The sequence below is a fragment of the Flavobacterium sp. AK-345 genome, assembly GCF_058310175.1.
In genome coordinates this window covers 13544-30669 of the sequence record NZ_JBZEER010000014.1, presented here as the reverse complement: position 1 = coordinate 30669, position 17126 = coordinate 13544, and the positions used below count along the sequence as shown (strand labels likewise).

The following is a 17126-nucleotide window of genomic DNA, read 5'->3' as shown; positions in this document are numbered from 1 at the left end:
ATCTCCGCGAGAAACTCGACAAAGATTGACAAAAACATGAACGGAGTTACTTGCGGAGATTTCTCCTCCGTCGAAATGACAAACAGTACGATTAAATTACATTACTAGAGCCTTTGAACCTTTGCCACTCTGCTCCTTTGTACCTTCCTCTACAACTTCAAATCTTCATTAAAATCCGTATCAGATTCTATTGTTTTTCCGTTGTATTGCAGTTTCCAACCCATAGAATTTGTTAAAATCAATATCTTAGATAATTCGCTGATTAACCTATTTTGGGCATTACTTTTAAGTGAAGATTTATCGATTTTCTTTGCCAGATTCGCTTTTACCGATTTGTTGATTTTATTGTAATCGTCGCCAGTAAATGGATTTAGTTTGCTTTGTTCGACATCATAAAACTGAATATCGGGATTGATGGTAATTTCTTCTTTGGGAATATTTAAAATCGTAATGGTTTTGTTTTTTTCGTCGATATCGTATTTCATTTTATGCAAATCGTAGGCAACGGTAACATTTGCATTTACAACAACTAATGCTTTCTTCTCAAAAGAAACCATATCCATTAAATATTTCTGTTGATTTTTATAGGTGATCACTTCTGAGAAATGTCCTTCGGTAACAACTAACTTTCCAACATTAAGAATTTGCTGTTGAATAAGATTGGTATTATAATCGATTGTAGAATCGTCGTCTTTTTTGAACTGACAATATTTGAAAGCCAAAACAACCAAAAGCACGACCGAACCTAAAACTATAATCCTTTTTATTAAATTTTGCATTCTATTAATTTATTAGACCAATTTACAAAATGTGAATTAAAGTTTGCCACGAATTGCACTAATTTTCGCTAATTATAATTTACGCTTAAAGAATTGTTTTAAAAAATAATTTGTGCCAATTCGTGAAATTCGTGGCTAAAAATGTAATTCGTGGCAAACAAAACTAAAAAGGATAACCAATAGCAATATTCAAAATCAGGTTTTCTTTTCTCCACGGACCGCTTCCAAAATCAATATCTTTTATTACCCATCTTTCGTTTTCAGGCAAATACGGTTTTCTTAACGGAAATGCCAAATCGGTTCTTAAAATCAGGAACGACAAATCAAAACGTAATCCAGCTCCGGCACCAACGGCAATTTCTTTCATGAAATCTTTAGAAAATTTAGCGCCGAGTTTATTTGGGTCTTCGTTCATCAACCAAATATTTCCGGCATCAACGAACAATGCGCCTCGCACGATACTAAAAAGTTTCGCGCGATATTCGGTACTAAATTCTAATTTTAGATCTCCAGATTGATCCGGCAGATAATCATTTACAGTTGGCACATTTAAATAGCTACCTGGTCCAAGTGATCTAGCCCTAAACGCACGAATACTATTTGTTCCTCCAACCACAAATTGTTTTGAGGTTGGTAATGCAAGCGAATTTCCATACGGAATTCCCAGACCAACAATGATTCTGCTTGCCAGTTCGCTTTCTTTACTTAATTTTAAATAATGTCTAAAATCAGCACGAATTTTTACATATTGACTAAACGGAACATCAAATATATTCTTCTGATTGCCTTCTTTAACATTGGCTCCGGTTACCAAACCTGTTACGTTTCCTGCCAGATCTATTTCTCCGTTAAAATAGAACGTATTTTTTTTACGCTTCTGCATCGTATTGGTGTACGTATATTGATATGTTGGTCCAAAAATCAATTGCTTTTCGATTACTTTTCCAAGCGCAGGATCCTCAGCGATATCTTCTAAATATTCAGTTGTTACATTATTCGGACTTACATATGTTACATCCAAAACATTCAATTGGTGTTCTTTCCTAATATTTTCTTTCCATAAATAACCAAAAGAAGCATTAAAAGAATTCAGTGCATAAAGCTGTGTTCTGTTTTGAAATTCATATCGAAGTGTGGCTTTGGTTCTTGGCACAAATTCACTTGAACCGGCAATTTTCTTAAAAGGCACAATAAATCTTGGCCAGGTCAAACTGGTTTCTGCTCCGAGTTTATAGATATTTTTTCCGTTGTTGGCACCGGAAAGCTGAAAATCGGCACCTCCAAAAACAGAAACCGTAAGCAATTCCGCACCTCGAAATAAGTTCCTGTTATTCCAGTTTACGTTGACTTCTGTTCCGGTATAACTCGCTGAATTTGTTTTTCCTAAAACCTCAACACGAATAAATTTTTTCGGCAAAAGTGTTAAATAATAATACGAATCCAATGTGTTTGGTAAACTATCCGATTGCCTGAATTCATTTTTTACAAAATTAAACGTCCCCAGATTTACAAATCGGTTTAAGGTTAAATTATGGTCTTTTCTGTTATAAAGATCCCCTTTTTTAAAATATATAGTTCTGTCAAAAACCCTCGGATTGAAAGTATTTGCCGTATCAATTATTGTAAAATCATTATACTGGGTAATGTCTTTTTGAGTGTATTTTATACTGTCTTTTGAAATCGAAAAATTGGGATACACGACAATTTTACCAATTTTATATGCTGTTAGCGCTTTTGGCGGTGCATCGGCTTTTATTACCAATTTAATTTTTACCTCGTGATCGCCTTTACTGCTATCAACCTGAGCCAAAATATAATCGGGATTAAAGTAATAATATCCTTTTTCTTTCAGTCTGGCATCGATACGTTCGCGTTCAGATTTAATGACTTCTAAATCATATGGTCTTCCCACTTTTAGTAAACTTCTTCGGCTTGATCTTCCAATTATTTTTGACATTTTTAAGGAATCATCCGGAAAAGTCACGCTTTTAATGATATATTGTTTTTTGGGTATGACAGTATATTCTGCTGTCGCTCTTTTATTTTTGGCTGTAGAATCTGCACTTACACGAGTTTTAAAATAGCCGCGGTTTTCGGTATAATTTCTTAATACTGATGCATTATAATCTAAATCGACTTTGCTGAAAAGTACCGGTTCTTCTCCCACTTTATTTCGCAGCCAATATCGTATTCCTTTGTCTTTTTTAGGTTCTCCGGCAATATTATAAATCCACAATTTAGGTCTTAATCCTAAAAATTGTTTGTTGGGTTTAGGGCGTAATAAATCTTCTAACTCTTTTTCAAGTTCTTTTCTTTGTTTCTTTTTAATCACAGAATCCTTAACCTCAACAGAAGCTCCTGTGTATAATAGATCACCTTCCGGCAAATATTTTGTGTTGCTGCATCCAAAAACAAAAAACAAGGATGCCAGCACCATCAAATATTTTATATATTTAATATGACTATGTTTTTTGCTCATTTCCTTCAATTTGGTCATTCTCCTGATTCTGTTCTTTTTCCTTTTCTTCTTTTTCCTTCTGTTTCTTTTTTTCTTTACGAAGTTTCTCTTCTTTAATCATTTCCTTTTCTTCTGCAGAGCGATGAAAGAGTTCGCGAAATTTATTGTAACTCATTGTGATAATAAAAGCAACTCCGGTTTCTATAACCTGCCCTTCTACCGCAACCTGATATTCATTTTTTCGATACGCACGAACCATGTATCGTCCGTCTTTTGTAAGCTGATAATCTAATGCTACATCTCCCGCAATATTGGTACTTTCTTCATTGGCGCGTTCCTGGCCTTCAACTCCAAAACTGCTTCCTACGGTCACTTTTAATCGGTCATCCAAAAGCTTTTTAGAAACTCCAACGTTCAAATCAGTTCTGTTTTCTCTGGTTCCGGTGGTGTAATCATCTGTAGATTCAAGGTCGAATTCTAATTGAACACCTTTAATTAATTCGCCGGCAAGATCATTTAATTGCTGCGAAAGAATTTTGCTCACACTTTGTCTCGCCAAAGATTCGGCACTTGTTCCACCGCTTTCGCTTGCAAATGGATTTTCACCAATAAATCGGTTCAATAATAAAAGTGCAAACACCTGTTTATTTAGTTCTGCCGGTTCTTGTCGAAGCTGTTCCAGTTTTGCCTGAGAAGCTGAAACAATATCAGATGAAACATCATAATTCCCGTCTGGCAGAATAATATCAAAACTAATTTCTGGTTTCAATAATTCCCCTTTCATTTTCAAATGTGTTTCAAACGGAATTTTCTGTTTGTAGGTGTTTTTAACTGTTGAACTAACTGATCCTAATTGGTTTCCAAGCAAATCAATTGGAGCGGTTTCTACTTTATAGATCGCCGTAATATTTAAAGTTGCCATCGTTGGTTCGCCATTCCAGATGATCGAACTTCCTTTTTGAATATTAAATTTTCTACGGATCATATTGAAATTCATTTCATACGCTCCGTCTGTAAATTCATATTTCCCTGTTAAAGTTGTTTTTCCAGATGGATCAATACCGCCTGTAAGTTGTGCTTCACCTTTAAGATTTAAATAATCTCCATTTCCTTTATCAATCACCAGAGTAAGTTCTGCTTCCTTATCGATCGTAATATCAACGCTTACATCCATTCCTTTTAATTCAGACTGATTGAGTTTTTCCTGCATTTCGGCAGTTTGTTTCAGATACAGATTATCTTCATCAACAAATTCTACAATTCCTTCCCTGTCAGCTATTGACGGGTCTGATTGCGGTAAAACCACAGAAAATTTTGTCTCTTTGTTAATCTTTATATTTCCGTTAATAACAGGGCTTTCAAGCGTTCCTTTTACATCTAATTTGGTATCTAAAAATAAATCCCCGTAAAACAAATCATTGTCTGCTGCTTTTGAGTGAATCGCTCTAAAATCATTGGCAACAACGGTTAAACCAAAGTTATATTTTCTAAAATCAGGCGATTGAATTGTTCCGTCTATTGATAAGTCATTGTCATTTTCATCAATAAGCGTAAACTTATCAAACGAAATCACATCATTTGAAAAAGTAATTTTTTCCTGATCTGTTTTGAAATATGAATTTAGCTGAGTTACTCTAAAAGCCGTATCGTTAAAGTTTAATTCTCCGCCAATTTTAGGTGCAGACGAATTTCCGGTAATTTTAAAATTTCCTGATAAATAGCCTTTCCCTTCGGTAATATTTCCCATTGTGAATCCCTGAATACTTTTGATATTCAGTTTATTGATATCCACATTAAAATCCAAATTTCCACCATTTATCGTATAATTTCCGGTAAGTTTTACGTCATTATCCTGACCGGTTAAATTGACATTTGCAGCCAGTATATTATTGGTTTTATTGTCTACTTTTATTTCAATATCGCCCACAGGTTCTGTTTTAAAGGCAAAATCAGTAATTTTAATGTCCGAAGTAAAAGTTGGGGTTGTCATTACGTTTTCAACAACGGCATTACCGTTTATCAATCCCTGCATCAACAACTCGTCTTTTTTTACCATATTTAAAACGGTTTCGATTTTGAAGTTTACAAAATCTACCTCCAAGGGCGCATTATCCTGAGTTCCCTGCGATTGAATTTTTAATTCATTTCCGGCATTGTCCAGATAAAATTTATTGATATAAAGGCGTTTTCCTCCAAATTCAACTGCGTTTTCAGGATCGATATTCCATTTATCATAATTTAAAACGAAATTTTCGGCATCAATTTTAAAGATATTTTTACTATCATCACGGTTTAAATTTCCGGCGATATAATACTGTTGTTTTTCTTTTGCATCTTTTACTTCAAGCGCATAAGTCAATATATTATTTTCGACTTTACCTGATAAACTCGTAAACGGAATTTTCATCGAACCGCTTTCTATTGTTGCTACAGAAATTTGATATTCTAAAGCATTTTCTTTGGCTTCGATATTTATTTTTCCGTCGGCAATGGTATTATTGGCGTAAACAATTCGCGGAATCGTTCCTTTTATTTCTAATGAATCGGTTGCGTTATTGTATTTTCCCGTAATTTTAATTGGCTCTAAACCCGTTAATTTCGGAATTAATTTAAAAATCAGCGGATCGTTATCTACTGTTAATGTAAAAGCCAATCGTTGTTCATCAGATTCTCCGTTTACTTTCGGATTTTGTAAATCAAGATATTTTGAAAGTGATTTTTTTACAGCTGCTGCTAAAGTTGTCAGTTTGTATTTTCCATCTACTTCTGCTTTTAAAAACTGAGATGAAATCTTGATATTATTTCGACTTTCGTCTGAAAAAGCAATTACGCGTATCGAATCCAATACAATTGGTTCTGCATCCTGCAAAATCTGAACGTTTGACAGAAATACTTTTCCGTTTAAAAAATCCGGATTACTATTGGCAATATCGGCGTCAATATTTCCGCGCAATTTCATTGGTCCGGCATGAAGATTTAGTTTTTCAAGATCGGCAATATCCAGGTTTAATTTTAACTGAATCGATGGATATTTTTCTTTTGTATTTCCGCTTGCCGCCAAATTAAAATTCAAATTCGGGTCGTTCATTCCTGATTTTACATTAAAAGATCCGTTTTTAATATTTCCTTTTAAAGCTAAATCCCTGTATGTATATTTATTAAATACCGCTTTCTGAACCAAACCATCCAATTCTGCCTGAGCCGTTTTTGGGTCTAAACCTTTGCCTTTTACTTTCGCTTTAAGCGTAATTTTTCCAATCGAATCATTTTTGATTAATCGGCCTAAATCAAAATCCAGTAAATAAACCGTTGCATCGTATTTCTCTTGTTTTTTAACTCTTTGATCGAATAATGCATCCACTTTTGCATTTCCAAAACTGCTGTTTAAAGCCAGATTTGTTTTGAAATTCTGAACCGAACCTTTAAATTTTCCCTGCAAATTAAATTGAGATGGCAATTGAATATTTTTCGGAATTGTTCCTGCCGGTATAAACGAATATACGTCTTTTGACGTACTTGATAACTTTTTAATATTCAGATCATAATAGGCTTTTTGAGCATCTGGCAATCCTTTTATTTTCCCCGAAAGGGAAACTTTTGTAGTACCGATTCCGCTCATTTCAAATTGTGGAATATCAAGGTCTTTTATTTTTCCGCTCAAACGTGTATTTAAATACAAAATAGCATTTGGATTGCTTTTAAACGGATTTGTTTTTTGCAAATCTGGAGCAAAAAGCAAAATATCTTTAAACCCAATTTTGGATTGATTTAAGTTTGCATCTAAAGTCAGGTTTCCTAAATCTTTTTTTAATGCGTCAAGCGAAGTGTATTTCACTTTAATTTTATTCTGCAAAAGCGTTTGAGGCGTTCTTACATATAAATTTTCTAAAGACGCATTTTTTGGTCCGTAAAAGAAATTGGTTTTTAGAGACTGAATTTCCAATCCACTTTTTTCATTTGCGGCAAGCGATTTTATATTTCCGGAAATTACACCGTTTCCATAATAAAGTTTTTCTCCTTTCAGATTAAATTTACTCAAATCTAAATGGCTGTAATCAATTCCTTTTTGAGTTGGCTTTGATTGCATATCATCAAATTTGAAAACAATATTTTGTATGTCAACATCATTCAGTTTCACCTTCCATCCTGTTTGTTTAATAGAAGTTGAATCCAAACTTGGTGCTTTTATTTGTTTGTCTTTTATGCCTAATCGAAGATTTCCTTTTAAGTTTTTTAATTCGAAAGAATCAAAATCTAAAAGCTGCTTATTTAAATCAATTTCGTTAACCGTTAAATCTAAATTTCCCAACTTAATTCCAGAATCTAATTTTGAATCTTTATTATCATAAGAAACATCAATTTTAGACAAACTGATTTTATCCAATTTTAATTTGAAATCTTTTCTTTTTGAAATTGTGTCTACAGTTTCAACAGAAACTTCGGCAATTTTCTCCACGGCATCCTGATCTAAAACCAATTTTAATCCGTTTAAATTAATATTCGGGATATCAAAATTCATTTCATCCAATTCAAATTTGTTGAATTTAGTATCAAAATGTGTCAGTTTTACTTTTACATCATTTTTGGCGTAATCATCTTTAAAATTAAAATTGATATTATCCAGATTTACTTTTACAACTGATATTTTGAAAGGTTTACTATCCGGATCTTCTACTTTTGGCTCTTTTGATTCGAATGCTTTTATGATATAATCGAAGTTGAAAACACCGTTTTTATCTCTTGAAATATTGGCGGTTGTGTTTTCTAATGAAACTGAATTGATTTCTAATTCGCTGCTTATCAGCTTAAATAAATCGACATCAACTTCTAAACGTTTTCCGGCAAGCAGAACTTTCTTTTTTTGATCTTCAAAATAAAACCCTTCCAGAACTACATCTTTAGGAAATTTGATTAAAATTCGGTCTAACGAAACTTTGGTTTTTATTTTATTATGCAGATACGTTATGGCTTTATCTTTAGCGTAATTCTGAATTGATGGGATTTGGATTAAAATAGTAAGAAGAAGTAAAAGTGCAACTATAGAACCCACGCACCAAAGTAGTACACGTAGTGCTTTTTTAAGAAAATGAATGGGTTTCTTATTCATACGTCAGTAAAACACAATTAAGATTAAGGTTGCATTATTTATAAAACTGTATTTCTACAGTATACAAAAATGGAAATTTTAATTCTTAACAATTTACATAATTATGCACAATTATTCTAAAATTATACGAACAAATAGTTAATTTCTTACTTTAAGATTTGCCACGAAGACTTGAAGACACAAAGTATTTCTCTCGCTAACTACACTTAAAATCTAATGTGTGGTAGTTTTTCTCCCAAAATATTTATTCTTTGCTGAAGTTTGGCTAAGAATTTCTTATGCTGTTCTGATTCCGGATTAAAGCTTCTGTGGCGCAAACTTTTTTGAATTTCTTCTATTTCATTCATGATCGAAATCGCGTTTTCAGCAATATAATTTTCACTGAATTTATACCAGATATAATCAATTGCAACGGAATTGGGATGCAGCATGTCTTCTCCATAAAAGCGATAATCGCGAAGTTCGTCCATCATGATTTCATACGAAGGAAAATAGTTAGCAGTTATGAGTTTTGAGTTATGAGTTTTTAGAACCTGATGAAGTGCAGCAAACAAATGCGATTTACTCAATTGATTCTCTGCGAAACCGTCTTTTATATGGCGAACGGGTGAAATGGTAAAAATGAAGTTTGTATCCGAATTTAATGTTTGGATTAAATTGATGGTATTTTGAATACTTTTTTCGATTGCATCAACTGATAATAATTCTTTTAAAAACTGCTTTTGAGGGACTTTATGACAATTCGCAACGATTTGTTCACTTTCCAGATTTCTATAAATCCAGGACGTTCCGTACGTAATAATGATATGGGTTGCTTCTTTTAACTTTTTATTGGTTTCTGAAATCGCCTTGTTTAGAGTTTCCAGTAGTTCTTGTCGGTCTGAATTGCTTAAGTCAGAATGTACATCAAAACTATGCCAGCGTTCATTGTAAAAAAAAACATCTTTTTCTGTAAACCATTTTTCCTGAACGGTTCTGTCGATTATTTTCTCAATCGAAACTGGATTAAAAATAATTCCGAATGGATTTGTTTCATTTTGAAACTTAAAATAATCAAATTTATCGGCCATGTTCTCTGCAAAGCAGGAACCAAAAGAAAGTACTTTCGAATTATAATCGATTGGATTATTGGTTTTTGAAAGCGGGATTTGGGTTCTAAATTGCATGGCTTTTTATTTAAACACGAATTTCACCAATTTTCGCCAATAAAAAAACCAAATACAGAAAGTATTTGGCTTGTATGAAAATAAACTTTTTTGGTTAGTAAGTGTATTCGATTGTTTCTTTTATATCCCCTTTATAATCATACGTTGTTCTTTTAGTTGGATAACCTTTTTTGTTATATTCATAATTCATAGTATCACGAAATGGTTCAAAAGCAATCGTTGCCAGTTTTGGATCAGTTCCTGGTACCAGATTTGTAACAACATTAAATGTATTAATATTATTTATTGAAAAAAAGTTTAATTCAGAACTAAAATCTGCCTGATCTAGCAATAAATTAAGACCTAAAACATTCTTAAAAGCATTATTTTTTACATCATATTCATAACGACAAGTAGTAATATAGGGTCTATCCCCCCAATTGGAAACAGATTTTATTAAATTTCCATTTTCAAACGTTAGTATACCTGTACTATAATTTTCTGACTGTTTTCCTGTTTTTATATCAGTATCATATGTTTCTTTTTTAACTGTGCCATCTTCGTTATAAGAATACATATATTTTTTACCATCATATTGATATTGACTACCAAATGTTAACACACCTGTTTCTAATTTATCATTTAAGTAAGTATATAGTATTTCATAATATTTGGTTTCCTTTCCTTCATATCTGCTGTATTGAATTTCTTTTACGATTTGATTACCATCATAAATAAATTCAATCAAACTTTTTTCACTAGAAATACTTACAATTTTATTACTATCATAAGTAAAAGTTGCAGTTTGATAAATTGTGTTGTCTTGATGTCTATATGTCATTGTTTTTGGTAGAATCAAACTATTATTATCAATATCATCATCATTTGTACAGGAAGCAAAGATTAATGCTACAGAAGCTATTAAACAATAAAGTAATTTGGTTTTCATAATAGTTTGGTTTGAAGATTAATATCATGAAAATTACATGTTTTTATCAAATAGCAATCAACACAATACGACATAATTATAACACTTTAAGACATATCTGAAAATTACGTATCTGAAATAATCTTTTGATGATTAAATTGCGTGTTAACTTTGATTAACCGCAAACCATGGAAAGATTAAAAATTATAATCGTCTTTTTAGCATTCGGACTTTCATCCTGCGCTCAACAAAATGAAGTAGATATGTGCACTTTCGATCTAATAAATTCAAAAGATGATTTCATTTCAAAGCCTGATGCCGCAATTTTACAATGGCCGTTATGGAAACCGGGCCAAACTATTAAAATTAAATTTCTAGACGGCGATAGCGCTTCTCAGGAAAAAGTAAAAAGAATCGCAGCACAATGGACTTTGTATGCAAATCTTAAATTTGAATATGTAACTAAAGACGAATATGCAGATATTAGAATTGGTTTCCAAATAGGTACTCCCGGCGCTTGGTCAGAATTAGGAATGAAATCTGCTTATGGCGATTTAAACAGACAAACAATGCGTTTAGGTACTTTAACAGGTGATGAGGCCTCCTCAAGAAGAACGATATTACATGAATTTGGGCATGCATTGGGACTTATCCATGAAAACGCAAGTCCAATAGCTCAGATTAATTGGAATTTATCAAAGGTATATCAATATTATAGTGAATGGTCTAAAGAAGAAGTAGATCGATTTGTAATAAAAAGTCCTGAACAAACAAATTATACTACATATGACCCTTTATCTATAATGCATTACTATATAGATCCTTCTCTAACAACTGATGGAGTTGGTATACCTGAGCAAACCGAATTATCAAAAATTGATATAAAGTCAATAAATAAGTGGTACCCGTTTCCGATAGTATCTATTTTAGAATCTGGACAAAGTATAAACGATCTTCCTTGGGATAAACGTATAAAATCTCCTAATGGAAGATATTCGCTAGAATTTGATCCAGGCCTTCTAAAAGTTATTGATTTAGATGAAAACAAAGTAATTTGGGAAGTTGGAAATTCTTCTTATCGTCGTAAACCGAGTTGCTATTTCGAATCAACAACTGGAAATATTATAATTAAAGGCGCACAACTTAGTGCCCTTCCTACAACAATAACCTGGACAAGTAATACAACTGGGTTTCCCGGAGCAACATTGCATTTACAAGATGATGGCAATCTTCAATTAATTCATAATGGTATTGTAAGGTGGTCCTCTAAAACTGGAAAATTATAAACTTAATTCTTCTAATAAAAAAGTCCAACAGGTTTAAAATTCTGTTGGACTTTTTTTATTTAGTGGAGATAAATGGAATTTGAACCATAATAAATAATTACATTTTTAATAACAAAAATTCCGATCTATTAAGCAAAACTATTCACTACTTTTGCATCTTCCATAAATCTAAATTCATCTATGAAATTATTATATTCTTATATAATCAAACATAAAATGCTACTATTTTTTGCTTTGATTATGGCTGCTATTAACATCTGTTTCAGCTTATCAGATTCTATTATTACCGGTAAATTAATGCAGGATTGCGGTGTTGGACTGCATAAATACAAAGGAAACGAAATTGGATTCATTAAATCTCTGTCCTTTTGGTTAGGACTTTCGCTTGGTGCTGCAATGATTTCCAGAATTACCAAAAACTTTCAGGATTATTTTACCAATGTTGTTATTCAGCGAACAGGCGCGCAAATGTATACTGACGGAATTAAAAAATCACTCGATTTACCTTATGCAGAATTCGAAGATCAGCGAAGTGGTGAAACTTTAAGCAAATTAACCAAAGTACGTATTGATTCTGAAAAATTAATTACGCTTTCTATTTCTTTAATCTTTCAAACCGTTATCGGATTTATATTTGTAATTCTTTATGTTGCCCGAATTGATTATCGTATTTCGCTTATTTTTTTGGTAACGGCTCCAATTATTGCTTTAGTAAGTTCGTATTTAGGTAAAAAAATTAAAATTGTATCTAAAAAAATCGTTAATCAAACGAACGCTTTAGCGGGTTCTACAACCGAAAGTTTACGAAATATCGAACTTGTAAAAAGTCTTGGCTTAACGTATCAGGAAGAAAAACGTTTGAATTTAAATACGTTTAAAATCCTTCAGCTTGAATTACAAAAAATCCGTTTTATCAGAAGTTTAAGTTTTATTCAGGGAACAACAGTTCACTTTTTAAGAACTTGTGTTGTTTTTACTTTATATTATTTCTTATTTGGGGGAAAAATTATTGTAGGCGATTTGTTGACAATGGTGTTTTTTACTTTTTTCATTTTTGGACCTTTACAGGAATTAGGAAATTTTATCATTGCATTGAATGAAACAAAAGTTTCAATGGAAAATTTCAAAATTTTACTAAGTGCTCCAAAAGAATTCCGCCCAAAAAATCCAAAGCATGTTGGAGCAATTCAATCGTTACTTTTTTCTAATGTAAGTTTTCAGCATAAAACAGCAAAATTCAAAGCTGTTGAAAATATCAATTTTGAAATTAAACAAGGACAAACCGTGGCTTTTGTTGGTCCGTCTGGTTCCGGGAAAACAACTTTGGTAAAATTATTAGTCGGTTTATACACACCTGCAGAAGGACAAGTGCTTTATAATGAAATTGATTCGACTGATATTGATTTATTAGACCTAAGAAAACAATTAGGATTTGTAACTCAGGATGCACAATTATTTTCCGGAACAATTCGTGAAAATTTATTGTTTGTAAAACCCAATGCAACTGATGAAGAAGTTTACGACGCTCTGAAAAGAGCAAGTTGCGAAAAATTACTAAACCGTGCCGAAGATGGCTTAAACACCACAATTGGTGAAGGTGGAATCAAAGTTTCGGGTGGAGAAAAACAACGTTTATCAATCGCAAGAGCTATTTTAAGAAATCCGAATTTGTTGATTTTTGATGAAGCAACTTCTGCATTAGATTCTATAACCGAAGAAGAAATCAACGCAACAATTAGAAATATATCTGATAAAAACAGAATCACTGTTTTAATCGCCCACCGTTTATCAACTGTAATGCATGCTGATAGAATATTTGTTTTAGAGCAAGGTAAAATTATCGAATCAGGTAAGCATGAGGATTTGATTGTTGAAAAAGGTTTGTATTATGCTATGTGGCGTCAGCAAATTGGGGAACGCAAATAAGTTTTATTAGCTGCAAAAAATAATCTCGCAAAGATGCAGAGTCGCAAAGTTTTTTTTTAAAGCTTTGCGGCTTTTCTTTTTCTATATTTTAAGTTTAAATAAAAATCGCGCAAAGGCGCAGAGTCGCAAAGTTTTTGATTGGAATTCGTTAAATATTTTTACTTATTAATTTAAAGATTATTAACGATTCTTGTAATACCAAACTTAATCAAAGGCACATTAAAATTTATCAACAAACCTAATTTCATTTTTGTAATTTTCAAGTATGTCATAATTTGTTTTGCATGAACTTCTGTTATTTTTTCAATTGATTTAATTTCTAAAATTAATTTATTTTCAATTATCAAATCGGTTCGAAAACCAATATCAAGTTTAATTTCATCCCAAAAAACGGGAAGTGCTTTTTGTCTTTCGACGAATAATCCTTTGTTAGTCAATTCGTAGAATAGAATTGCTTCATAAACTGATTCTAACAAACCTGGTCCGAGCTTCACATGCATTTTGTAACAAATATCGACTACGATAGCTGAAATTTCATTTTCTGTCATTTTCAAATTTTAATCAAATTTAAGGAAAAAATCCATTTAATGAAAGAAAAATATTACATAAACAAGGGTTTAGTTTTAATTTTTCTTTGCGCTTTTACAAGATTCAAAAAAACTACTAAAAAAAAGCCACAAGCTTATAAAAACTTTGCGACTCTGCGTCTTTGCGCGATAAAAAACACCACTTTAATCACTCTGCAAAAAAAAAGCCGCAAAGCTTAAAAAAACTTTGCGACTCTACCTCTTTGCGAGATTAAAAAATTACTTCACAAACTCGATTGCTTTAGCCAAAGCCTCAGCAACTCCATTTGCATTTTTACCTTTTCCGGATGCGAAGAAAGGCTGTCCTCCTCCGTTTCCTTCAATGTATTTTCCTAATTCTTTAATAACAGCATTTGCGTTTAAGCTTTTGGCTGCTACTAATTCTTTAGAGATATAAGAATGAATATTTGGCAAACCATCTTCAATTGAAGCTAAAAACACAAAAGAATCAGCTTTTGAACTTCCTAAAGCAGAAGCCAAATCTTTAGTCGATGCCATGCTTAAATCTACTTGTTTTGCAAGGAAATTTACGCCGTTTATTTGTTGAAAATCTTTTTCTAATTCAGTTTTTAAAGCACCTACTTTTTCTTTTAGCAATTGCTCGATTTGCTTTTTCAGTTTTGCATTATCATCCTGTAAAGAAGCTACTGACTTTAAAATATCCTGTGGATTTTTTAAAGTTTCTTTAATCTCAGATAAAGTATTCTCCTGATTTTGGTAGAAGTCTTTTACTGCATCACCCGTAATTGCTTCAATACGACGAATTCCAGCCGCTACTGCACCTTCAGAAATGATTTTGAAATGCCAGATTTCTGCCGTGTTTTTTACGTGAATTCCACCACAAAGCTCTTTACTTTCACCAAACTCGATCATACGAACATTATCTCCGTATTTTTCTCCAAATAAAGCCATTGCACCTTTATCTAATGCTTCTTTAATCGGAATATTTCTGTGTTCTACCAATTGCAATTGTGCTTCAATTTGTGCATTTACACTTTCTTCAACCTGACGTAATTCATCCTCTGAAACTTTAGAAAAATGCGAAAAGTCAAAACGCAAATAGTTCGGATTTACCAATGAACCTTTTTGCTCTACGTGAGTTCCAAGAAGGTTTCTTAAAGCCAAATGCATTAAATGCGTAGCAGAGTGATTTTTAGAAGTTGAACCTCTTAAATCATTATTTACTTTTGCCACAAAACCAGCTTCAATATTTTCAGGCAATTGTTTTGCAAAATGCAAAATCAAATTGTTTTCTTTTTTAGTATCGATGATTTCAATCGTTTCGTTTGCAGAAATCAAAGTTCCTTTATCACCAACCTGTCCTCCACCTTCCGGGTAAAAAGGTGTATTGTCTAAAACGATTTGGTATAGAATTCCGTCTTTCTTAGAATCAACTTTACGAATTCTGGTGATTTTTACGTCATTTTCTACTTGATCATAACCTACGAAAGTTTCAACATTTCCTGGAATCAAAACCGTCCAGTCTTCCGTTGAAACTTCAGATGCTGCGCGTGAACGTGTTTTTTGTTTTTGTAATTCAACTTCAAATTCTTCTTCATTATATGAAAAACCTTTTTCTTTTAGAATTAGAGCTGTCAGATCTTTTGGAAAACCAAAGGTATCGTACAATTCAAAAACCTTAGCGCCAGAAACTTCAGAACCTTTAGTTTGAGCAATTACATTATCCAACAATTGTAATCCTTGATCTAAAGTTCTCAAGAAAGAAGCTTCTTCTTCACGAATTACATTGGTAACCAATTGTTGCTGCGATTTGATTTCCGGGAAAAATTCTCCCATTTGGTTTGCCAGAACTTCAACCAATTTATTGATAAAAGGTTCTTTTGTACCCAAAAATGTAAATCCGTAACGAATAGCACGACGCAGAATTCTACGAATTACATAACCTGCTCCTGTGTTTGATGGCAACTGTCCGTCAGCAATTGCAAAGGCAACCGCACGAACGTGATCTACCACAACACGAATTGCAATATTGGTTTTGTTTTGTTCTTCACTGATGTTTTTTACTTCATCAGATGTATATTTTAAACCTGTAATTTGTTCTACTTTCTCGATAAGCGGAGTAAAAACATCTGTATCATAATTTGATGTTTTTCCTTGCAGAGCCATACACAAACGCTCAAATCCCATTCCGGTATCTACGTGTTGTGCAGGAAGTTTTTCAAGAGATCCATCCGCTTTACGGTTGAATTCCATGAATACATTATTCCAGATTTCAACTACTTGAGGGTGATCGTTATTTACCAGACTTTTTCCTGTAACCAATGCTTTTTCAGCTTCCGGACGTAAATCAACGTGAATTTCAGAACAAGGTCCGCATGGTCCCTGATCTCCCATTTCCCAGAAATTATCTTTTTTGTTTCCAAGAATAATTCGGTCTTCGTCGATTAATGTTTTCCAGATATCCCAAGCTTCCTGATCAAACGGAACATTATCTTCCTTACTTCCTTCAAAAACAGAAACATAAAGATTTTCTTTTGGGATTTTATAAACTTCTGTCAATAATTGCCATGCCCAGTTGATTGCTTCTTTTTTGAAATAATCTCCAAAAGACCAGTTTCCCAACATCTCAAACATTGTGTGGTGATAAGTATCAAAACCAACATCTTCAAGGTCATTATGTTTTCCTGAAACACGAAGACATTTTTGCGTATCGGCTATTCTTTTACTTTTTGGTGTTCCGTTTCCTAAAAAATATTCTTTAAACTGGGCCATTCCCGAGTTATTGAACATAAGAGTTGGATCGTCCTTAAGAACGATTGGAGCAGAAGGAACAATTAAATGTCCATTGCTCTTAAAAAAGTCTAGAAATTGTTTACGTACGTCTTGTGATTTCATATTTTATTAATGTGACAATTTGATAATGTGTCAATTAGAAAATTACTGAATATT

Annotated in this window: 10 protein-coding genes; 3 read left to right on the top strand and 7 right to left on the bottom strand. The window is 32.7% G+C overall.

Annotated features, from left to right (window positions below; all coding sequences use genetic code 11):
• Nucleotides 1–149: 149 nt before the first annotated feature.
• The 5 genes from AC4FQ3_RS19795 to AC4FQ3_RS19775 form a co-directional block, all read right to left on the bottom strand.
• Nucleotides 150–779 carry a DUF4230 domain-containing protein gene (locus AC4FQ3_RS19795; RefSeq protein WP_491183008.1) on the bottom strand — a complete coding sequence of 210 codons (630 nt, stop codon included), beginning with the start codon at nt 777–779 and terminating at the stop codon, nt 150–152.
• A gap of 163 nt (nt 780–942) precedes the next feature.
• Nucleotides 943–3258: a translocation and assembly module lipoprotein TamL gene (gene tamL / locus AC4FQ3_RS19790; RefSeq protein ID WP_491183007.1), complete on the bottom strand. Its 2316-nt coding sequence runs from the start codon at nt 3256–3258 to the stop codon at nt 943–945.
• Nucleotides 3242–8344: a translocation/assembly module TamB domain-containing protein gene (locus AC4FQ3_RS19785; RefSeq protein ID WP_491183006.1), complete on the bottom strand. Its 5103-nt coding sequence runs from the start codon at nt 8342–8344 to the stop codon at nt 3242–3244. The genes tamL and AC4FQ3_RS19785 overlap by 17 nt, the downstream gene beginning before the upstream one ends.
• 206 nt (nt 8345–8550) lie before the next feature.
• Nucleotides 8551–9510 (bottom strand): GSCFA domain-containing protein, encoded by a 960-nt coding sequence (locus AC4FQ3_RS19780; protein ID WP_491183005.1) that lies wholly within the window; start codon nt 9508–9510, stop codon nt 8551–8553.
• 94 nt (nt 9511–9604) lie between these two features.
• Nucleotides 9605–10438 (bottom strand): hypothetical protein, encoded by an 834-nt coding sequence (locus AC4FQ3_RS19775; protein WP_491183004.1) that lies wholly within the window; start codon nt 10436–10438, stop codon nt 9605–9607.
• Between the two features lie 167 nt (nt 10439–10605).
• Between AC4FQ3_RS19775 and AC4FQ3_RS19770 the strand changes: the two genes are divergently transcribed.
• Nucleotides 10606–11703 carry a M12 family metallopeptidase gene (locus AC4FQ3_RS19770; protein ID WP_491183003.1) on the top strand — a complete coding sequence of 366 codons (1098 nt, stop codon included), beginning with the start codon at nt 10606–10608 and terminating at the stop codon, nt 11701–11703.
• A 180-nt stretch (nt 11704–11883) separates the two neighbouring features.
• Nucleotides 11884–13629: an ABC transporter ATP-binding protein gene (locus AC4FQ3_RS19765; protein WP_042563968.1), complete on the top strand. Its 1746-nt coding sequence runs from the start codon at nt 11884–11886 to the stop codon at nt 13627–13629.
• Between the two features lie 170 nt (nt 13630–13799).
• On the opposite strand, the gene AC4FQ3_RS19760 is transcribed toward AC4FQ3_RS19765, so the two are convergent.
• Nucleotides 13800–14177 carry a GxxExxY protein gene (locus AC4FQ3_RS19760; RefSeq protein WP_491183002.1) on the bottom strand — a complete coding sequence of 126 codons (378 nt, stop codon included), beginning with the start codon at nt 14175–14177 and terminating at the stop codon, nt 13800–13802.
• Between the two features lie 39 nt (nt 14178–14216).
• On the opposite strand from AC4FQ3_RS19760, the gene AC4FQ3_RS19755 reads away from it, so the two are divergent.
• Nucleotides 14217–14396, top strand: a complete 180-nt coding sequence (locus tag AC4FQ3_RS19755) for a hypothetical protein (RefSeq protein WP_491183001.1) — start codon at nt 14217–14219, stop codon at nt 14394–14396.
• A 39-nt stretch (nt 14397–14435) separates the two neighbouring features.
• Here the strand turns inward: AC4FQ3_RS19755 and alaS are convergent, their stop codons facing one another.
• Nucleotides 14436–17072 carry an alanine--tRNA ligase gene (alaS, locus tag AC4FQ3_RS19750; RefSeq protein ID WP_491183000.1) on the bottom strand — a complete coding sequence of 879 codons (2637 nt, stop codon included), beginning with the start codon at nt 17070–17072 and terminating at the stop codon, nt 14436–14438.
• Nucleotides 17073–17126 lie beyond the last annotated feature (54 nt).

Excerpts from the sequence above, each read along its gene's own strand:
- AC4FQ3_RS19795 (WP_491183008.1), bottom strand. The coding sequence starts at position 779 with ATGCAAAATTTAATAAAAAGGATTATAGTTTTAGGTTCGGTCGTGCTT.
- tamL (WP_491183007.1), bottom strand. The coding sequence starts at position 3,258 with ATGAGCAAAAAACATAGTCATATTAAATATATAAAATATTTGATGGTG.
- AC4FQ3_RS19785 (WP_491183006.1), bottom strand. The coding sequence starts at position 8,344 with ATGAATAAGAAACCCATTCATTTTCTTAAAAAAGCACTACGTGTACTA.
- AC4FQ3_RS19780 (WP_491183005.1), bottom strand. The coding sequence starts at position 9,510 with ATGCAATTTAGAACCCAAATCCCGCTTTCAAAAACCAATAATCCAATC.
- AC4FQ3_RS19775 (WP_491183004.1), bottom strand. The coding sequence starts at position 10,438 with ATGAAAACCAAATTACTTTATTGTTTAATAGCTTCTGTAGCATTAATC.
- AC4FQ3_RS19770 (WP_491183003.1), top strand. The coding sequence starts at position 10,606 with ATGGAAAGATTAAAAATTATAATCGTCTTTTTAGCATTCGGACTTTCA.
- AC4FQ3_RS19765 (WP_042563968.1), top strand. The coding sequence starts at position 11,884 with ATGAAATTATTATATTCTTATATAATCAAACATAAAATGCTACTATTT.
- AC4FQ3_RS19760 (WP_491183002.1), bottom strand. The coding sequence starts at position 14,177 with ATGACAGAAAATGAAATTTCAGCTATCGTAGTCGATATTTGTTACAAA.
- AC4FQ3_RS19755 (WP_491183001.1), top strand. The coding sequence starts at position 14,217 with ATGAAAGAAAAATATTACATAAACAAGGGTTTAGTTTTAATTTTTCTT.
- alaS (WP_491183000.1), bottom strand. The coding sequence starts at position 17,072 with ATGAAATCACAAGACGTACGTAAACAATTTCTAGACTTTTTTAAGAGC.